This is a genomic window from Mycobacterium sp., assembly GCF_049802695.1.
Taxonomy (GTDB): domain Bacteria; phylum Actinomycetota; class Actinomycetes; order Mycobacteriales; family Mycobacteriaceae; genus Mycobacterium.
The window spans coordinates 1-6,796 of the sequence record NZ_JBARMY010000459.1; the positions used below are offsets into that span (position 1 = coordinate 1).

Genomic DNA, 6,796 nt, shown 5'->3' on the forward strand with positions numbered 1-6,796 from the left:
CTACCTTCCCCGTCCAGGAGCGTTGCCCGCGCTGCAGCGGCGGGCAGATGAGCGAGCTGCTGTTGCCGCGTCGCGGAACGTTGGTGGCCTGGACCACTCAGGGCTTTCCGCCCGGCGCTCCCTACGCCGGCCCGACCGGTGAGGACTTCGTGCCCTTCGGTGTCGGCCTGGTCCAACTCGGCTTGGGACAAGACGCGGTGATCCGCGTCGAAGGCCGGTTGACCGAGAACGATCCGGCCAAGCTGCGGTTCGGGCAGGAAGTCGAGCTCACCATGGTGCCGTTCACCGCTGACGTCGACGGCAACGAGATCGTCACCTTCGCATTTCAACCGGTCTAGGGGATTCGCATGACAAACGATGTCGCCATTATCGGCGTGGGACTGCACCCGTTCGGCAGGTTCGATAAAACCGCGATGCAGATGGGCGCCGAGGCCATTCAGTTGGCGCTGACAGATTCCGGTTTGCAATGGCGCGACGTTCAGTTTGGTTTCGGCGGCAGCTACGAAGTCTCCAATCCTGACGCGGTGACCCGTCTGGTCGGGTTGACCGGCATCACGTTCACCAATGTGTTCAACGCCTGCGCTACCGCGGCCAGTGCTATCCAGCAGACCGCCGACACGATCAGGCTGGGCAAATACGACATCGGCATTGCGATCGGCTTGGACAAGCATCCGCGCGGTGCCTTCACCGACGACCCGGCCAAGCTGGCGCTGCCGCAGTGGTATGCGGAGAACGGGCAGTTCGTCACCACCAAGTTCTTCGGGATGAAGGCCAACAAGTACCTGCACGACCACAACATCTCGCAGAGCACGCTGGCCAAGGTCGCCGCCAAGAACTTCCGCAACGGGGCGCTGAATCCGAACGCATTCCGGCGCAAGCCGATTACCGAAGACGTGATCCTCAACTCGGCTGTGCTGAACTACCCGCTGACGCAGTACATGTTCTGCGCGCCCGACGAAGGTGCCGCCGCGGTCATCATGTGTCGCGGTGACATCGCGCACGAGTTCACCGACAAGCCGGTATATGTGCGGGCCACCGAGATCCGCACCCGACGGTTCGGGGCCTACGAGGTGCACGCGACGTCGGCTCCGTTGGACGAGGACGCCTCGCCCACGGTGTATGCGGCCAAAGCCGCCTACGAAGCCGCGGGCATCGGACCCGAAGATGTCGACATCGCCCAGCTGCAGGACACCGACGCCGGCGCCGAGGTCATCCACATGGCTGAAACTGGGTTGTGCGCCGACGGTGAGCAGGAGAAGCTGCTCGCTGACGGCGCCACCGAGATTCACGGTTCGATTCCGGTCAACACCGATGGCGGTCTGATCGCCAATGGCGAGCCGATCGGCGCCTCAGGGTTGCGGCAGGTGCACGAACTGGTGCGCCAGCTCCGGGGCGAGGCCGGCGACCGCCAGGTTCCGGGCAATCCACGCGTCGGCCTGGCTCAGGTCTACGGCGCCCCCGGCACCGCCTCGGCGACCATCCTGGCGCTCTAAGTCGCCGGCCCCAGGCTCGCTGGAGCCTTCAGCTGCCGCGAGAGTGCTTGTAGCCCTTCAGCGAATGTAGCGGCGGTAATGGTGGTGTCGAACGCGCGTTGCTGTAGGAACGCCGGACCAAGGGCGGTAACGACCTGAGCCACATGTAGAGCGGACAGGTGGGGGTCAATGGTGCCGCGCCTCTGGTGGGCCAGCACGAGTTGGGTCAAGTCGTCACGCATCCGCCGGTAGCGAGTGGCTAATCGCCGCCGGAGGGCGGGGTCACGAACAGCTTCGGCCCAGACAGTGATCGCGATCGTGGCGATGTCGGCGCGTTGCAGGGTGTCAAGAAAGCGCTCGACCACATCGGCGAGTGGGGGTGGCTCGTGATGGGCGAGGGCTGCGTCGAGGCTGGCGGTGATGTTGTTGATCACTTCGTCGGCGATGGCCGCGATGATCTCGTCTTTGCCGTTGAAGTGACTGTAGACGGCGCCGGCGGACAGGTCGGCCTCGAAGAAGATGTCCTGCATCGAGGTCGCCTGGAAGCCGTTTCGGGCGAAGCATCGCCGCGCCGCGGTCAGGATTTGGCGACGGCGCGCCTGGCGTGTGTGCTCGGTAAGACGGGGCATACACGACATCTTAAGAGAACGCCTCTTCTGTTTGACTTTCGCTTGACGGTAGGCGCACACTCAAGCTGTAAACGAAATGGACGTTCTGTTTATCTTAGGAACTCGATAGTCATGCCCTGAGCGAGGTGTGTGGATGGGACAGCACTCTGAACGTGTCACTGCGCTGAGTGGAGTCGCGGCGACCTCGCTGGGGGTTGCGGCGCTGCGTGCCGTTGAAACCACCCGCGATGACCGGTTGTTCGAAGACCCATACGCGCATTGCTTTGTGTCTGCTGCGGGGGCGGCCCGGTCGCTGGCGGCAATGTCAGCGCCAGGGCGGGACCCGGATTTCTACCAGTTGATGGCCCAACAGGTGGCGCTGCGAACGCGGTTCTTTGATGACGCGTTGTTGGCGGCGGCGGGTATCGGAGCGCAGGTGGTCCTGCTCGCCTGTGGGATGGACACCCGGGCCTTCCGGTTGCTCTGGCCGTCGCATACCTCGGTATTCGAGGTGGATCTCGCCGAGACACTAGCCTTCAAAGACGCCGTTCTGGCTGAGGAAGGCGCCGCCGCCTCATGTGAGCGGGTCACGGTGGCCGCTGATCTTCGCGACGATTGGCCAGCGGCGCTGACCGACGCCGGCTGGCAGCATAAATTGCCAACGCTGTGGCTAGCCGAAGGCCTCTGGTATGCCCTGCCAGCCGATGGCGCCGACGATCTGCTGCGGCGGATCACCGCACGCTCCGCGCCGGGCAGCGTGCTCGCTTTCGACCACATGCAGGACTCCGACCTGCTGCGCGCGGCGCGCGCGGCGCTCTCCCCTGAACTGGTCGAGCTGTGGTGCGGCGGGCCAACGGAAAGTCCCGGTACGTGGCTGCTGCGACATGGCTGGGACCCCAGCGTGCACGACCTGCGAGAGGTCGCCGCCGATTACCACCGGTCGGTCCCAACCGAACTCACCGGTAACCCCACCGAAGCCGGCCGCGCCTGGCTGGCGACTGCGACGGTTCAAGGAGTCCGCGCACCGTGAATGTTCCTCACGCCGGCTCACCGCATCCGACCGGCCAAGCAGACAGCACGTCGGGCGGCGGCGCGCCCGTCGCGATCAGCGGAGCGGGCCCGGTGGGTCTCGCCGTCGCCCTCGGTCTGGCCCGAGCGGGTATTCGCAGCGTGGTCTTCGAGAAGAAGACCGAACTCGATCCGCATTCCCGCGCGACCCTGATCCTGCCGCGCACACTAGAGATTTTTCAGCAATGGGGTGTCCTCGAACCACTGCTTGCGAAGGGGAACCGGGTGCCCCATGTCCGGCTGCGCGAACCAGACAACGATCACCAGGTCTTGCACATCAACTTCACCAAGCTCGTCGACCAGACCGCGGTCCCTTTCACGCTGGCGATTCCACAGGACCAAACCGAACGGATACTCCTCAGCGCCGTCGAGGCCACCGAACTCGTCGACGTGCGCTGGGGCACCGAGCTGATGGGTTTCGAACGGGACAACGTAGGCCTGCGCTTGCGGACTTCAGCCGGAGACACCGACACCGCCAGCTATCTTGTCGCCGCCGACGGGGCACACAGCACGGTCCGAGACCAACTCGGCGTCGAACTGGACGGCAAGACCTACCCCACCCAAGCGTTGCTTGCCGACGTCCGCATCGATCCTGGCCTGGATCGCACCGACGAATGGCCCACCATCTTCAGCCACCGTGGCATCGTCGTGGGCATCCGCTTCGGCAACCGCATCTGGCGGATCATTGAACAGGCTGTCGACGAGAGCCTCAGCGGCCCGGCAATGCACGATCACATCGTCAACCTGGCCCAGGAACTGTTTGGTCCCGGATCGGTGGAAGTCGTCTGGTGCAGCATGTATCACAAGCACGAGCGCTCCGCGCCCCGGTTCCGCCACGGATGCGTCACGCTGGCCGGCGACGCCGGGCACCTCAACAGCCCCGCGGGCGGGCAGGGCATGAACGCCGGAATCCAGGATGCGCACAATCTTGCCTGGAAACTTGCCACGGCGGTGGCCGACCCCGGCGCCGATGCCGACGCGCTTCTCGAATCCTATTCCCAGGAACGCACCTCGCTGATCGGTCGCACGGTGCAACCCGTGACCGACATCGCCGAACGTTTCCAAACCGCACGACCACACCGACGGATCGCCGTGGCCCGCGCTCTCGACGGACTCTTCGGCTTCGGTCAATCCGCCGGTGCCCTTACCCGGAAGTTCTCGATGCTCGACGTCGCCTACAAACAATCACGACTGCTGCACGGAAATTCCAAAGCACTCGGACACCGCGTCCCCGATGTCCTCGATATCGGCGGCGAGCGGATTTATCTGAAGATGGCTTTTGGCGCAATCCTTTACGCCGGAGATCCCACCGCGCCCCGAGAACTGGCCAACGAGCTCAGCCTGCCGGCGGTCTACGGCGACCTCGCAGCTCTCACTCGATTCTTTGGGCGCGATAATTACGTCGCCCTCATCCGACCCGACCACATCGTCGGAGCCGTCGCCAACCCGAAAACGTCCGACTGCGTCCAGTTCGCCGCAGCACTAGGTCGGCGCCTGTCTGGTGAGTAGGTCTGCAGCGGCCATGAGTGGGCGACAATTCTGGCGACCTAAATTGCGGGACCCAGCAAGTCGTCGGCGTCGCGGATGACGTAACCGTAGCCCTGCTCGGCCAGGAATCTTTGCCGGTGTGCCGCGTACTCGGCGTCCAGACTGTCGCGCGCGACCACCGAGTAGAAGACTGCGCCCCCGCCGTCGGCCTTCGGCCGCAGCAACCGTCCTAACCGCTGCGCCTCTTCCTGACGGGACCCGAACGTACCCGAAACCTGTACCGCTACAGCGGCTTCCGGCAGATCGATGGAGAAGTTGGCCACTTTGGACACCACGAGTGTGGTGATCTCACCGCGGCGAAACCCATCGAACAGCGCCTCACGCTCGGCCGTCTTGGTCGACCCCTGAATGACCGGAGCGTCCAGCACCGCACCCAGCTCGTCGAGCTGGTCGAGGTAGGCCCCGATCACCAGCGTCTGCTCGCCGGGGTGCTTGTTCAAAATCGATTTGACGACGGCGATCTTCGAATGCGCCGTCGAGCACATCCGATAGCGTTCGTCGGCTTCGGCGGTGGCGTACATCATCCGTTCACTGTCGGTCAGCGTGACCCGCACTTCGATGCATTCCGCCGGCGCGATCCAGCCCTGCGCCTCGATGTCCTTCCAGGGGGCGTCGTAGCGTTTCGGGCCGATCAGCGAGAACACGTCGCCCTCGCGACCGTCCTCGCGAATCAGCGTGGCGGTCAAGCCCAGTCGCCGCCGGGACTGCAGATCGGCGGTCATCCGGAAAACCGGCGCCGGCAGCAGATGGACCTCGTCGTAAATGATCAGGCCCCAGTCGCGACTGTCGAACAACTCCAGATGGCGATACTCGCCTTTGGTGCGGCGGGTGATGACTTGATAGGTGGCGATGGTGACCGGCCGGACTTCCTTGCGTTCCCCGGAGTACTCGCCGATCTCGTCGTCGGTGAGCGAAGTGCGCGCCATCAGCTCCCGTTTCCACTGGCGGCCCGCGACGGTGTTGGTGACCAAGATCAGCGTTGTCGCGCCGGCTTTGGCCATGGCGGCGGCGCCGACCAGCGTTTTACCTGCCCCACACGGCAGCACCACCACACCTGAGCCGCCCGCCCAGAACGACTCGGTGGCCAGTTCCTGGTAGTCGCGCAGATGCCAGTTGTCCTGCTGCAGGCTGATCGGGTGGGCTTCACCGTTGACGTAGCCGGCCAAGTCTTCGGCCGGCCAGCCGATCTTGAGCAGCATCTGCTTGACCCGGCCACGCTCGCTGGGATGCACCACGACCGTGTCGTCGTCGATTCGGGCGCCCAGCATCGGTGCGATCTTCTTGTTGCGCAGCACTTCTTCGAGTACGGCCCGGTCATGACTGAGCAGCGTCAAACCGTGCGCGGGATGCTTCACCAACTGCAGCCGGCCGTAACGGGCCATGGTGTCGACCACGTCGACCAGTAGTGGCTGCGGAACCGCATAGCGCGAGAAGCTGACCAGCGCGTCGACCACCTGCTCGGCATCGTGGCCGGCGGCGCGAGCATTCCACAACGCCAGCGGAGTGATGCGATAGGTGTGGACGTGTTCGGGTGCGCGTTCCAGCTCGGCGAACGGAGCAATAGCCGCGCGCGCAGCGCGGGCCAGCTCGTGGTCAACCTCGAGCAGTACCGTCTTGTCGGACTGCACGATCAACGGTCCGTCGTTACTCAATGGCGCCGCTCCTCCTCATCACTTCGCTCTGCCTCGTCGCCGGCGCGAGTCATACAACCATTATCCCGCGCCGGCCGACATGACCGAGGTGATGCGGTGAATGGCGAATTCCCGCGCCCGCCCCGACGTGGAATCGAACGCCACCAGCTGGCCACCGACCACCGCAACCGGCGTCACCACCCGCTGCGTGGCCACCCCGGCGGCGTCGACATAGCTGATCACCACCGTGTCGCCGTCTTGGGCAGCGCGCTGCAGCAGCGACATCGCGACCGCCGGGTCGACACGGGTATGGGCGAACGGTGCAGCGCTGACCTTGCGTAACACCGCCACCACCCCGCTCAGGGTCTCGCGGCTGGGCCGCGATATCGGGCGGGACGGCCGGCGCTGCGGAGGGGTAGGCACCCGGGCGCCGCGGGAGCGGATGTCGACGATCGCTCCGGTGGCATCC

At 65.0% G+C, this 6,796-nt stretch carries 6 protein-coding genes and 1 pseudogene; 4 read left to right on the top strand and 3 right to left on the bottom strand.

The features are described 5' to 3' along the window. Both WA317_RS18470 and WA317_RS18475 read left to right on the top strand, forming a co-directional pair. Positions 1-338 (top strand): Zn-ribbon domain-containing OB-fold protein (locus WA317_RS18470; protein ID WP_425174416.1); only part of this gene is annotated, 338 nt, incomplete at its 5' end. Positions 339-347: 9 nt separating this feature from the next. Then, positions 348-1,493: a thiolase family protein gene (locus WA317_RS18475; protein WP_425174417.1), complete on the top strand. Its 1,146-nt coding sequence runs from the start codon at positions 348-350 to the stop codon at positions 1,491-1,493. Here the strand turns inward: WA317_RS18475 and WA317_RS18480 are convergent. Beyond that, positions 1,490-2,101 carry a TetR/AcrR family transcriptional regulator gene (locus tag WA317_RS18480; RefSeq protein ID WP_425174418.1) on the bottom strand — a complete coding sequence of 204 codons (612 nt, stop codon included), beginning with the start codon at positions 2,099-2,101 and terminating at the stop codon, positions 1,490-1,492. The two genes, WA317_RS18475 and WA317_RS18480, sit on opposite strands and share 4 nt — an antisense overlap. A gap of 133 nt (positions 2,102-2,234) precedes the next feature. Between WA317_RS18480 and WA317_RS18485 the strand changes: the two genes are divergently transcribed. Continuing rightward, entirely contained in the window at positions 2,235-3,110 is an 876-nt protein-coding gene (locus tag WA317_RS18485; protein WP_425174419.1) for an SAM-dependent methyltransferase, read from the top strand. Beyond that, positions 3,107-4,657: an FAD-dependent oxidoreductase gene (locus tag WA317_RS18490; protein ID WP_425174420.1), complete on the top strand. Its 1,551-nt coding sequence runs from the start codon at positions 3,107-3,109 to the stop codon at positions 4,655-4,657. The genes WA317_RS18485 and WA317_RS18490 overlap by 4 nt, the downstream gene beginning before the upstream one ends. Before the next feature lie 38 nt (positions 4,658-4,695). On the opposite strand, the gene WA317_RS18495 is transcribed toward WA317_RS18490, so the two are convergent. Then, on the bottom strand, positions 4,696-6,348 hold the full coding sequence (locus WA317_RS18495; protein ID WP_425174421.1) for a DNA repair helicase XPB: 1,653 nt from the start codon (positions 6,346-6,348) through the stop codon (positions 4,696-4,698). A gap of 60 nt (positions 6,349-6,408) precedes the next feature. Next, positions 6,409-6,796 (bottom strand): annotated as a pseudogene (locus tag WA317_RS18500) (helicase-associated domain-containing protein); the annotation flags it as partial.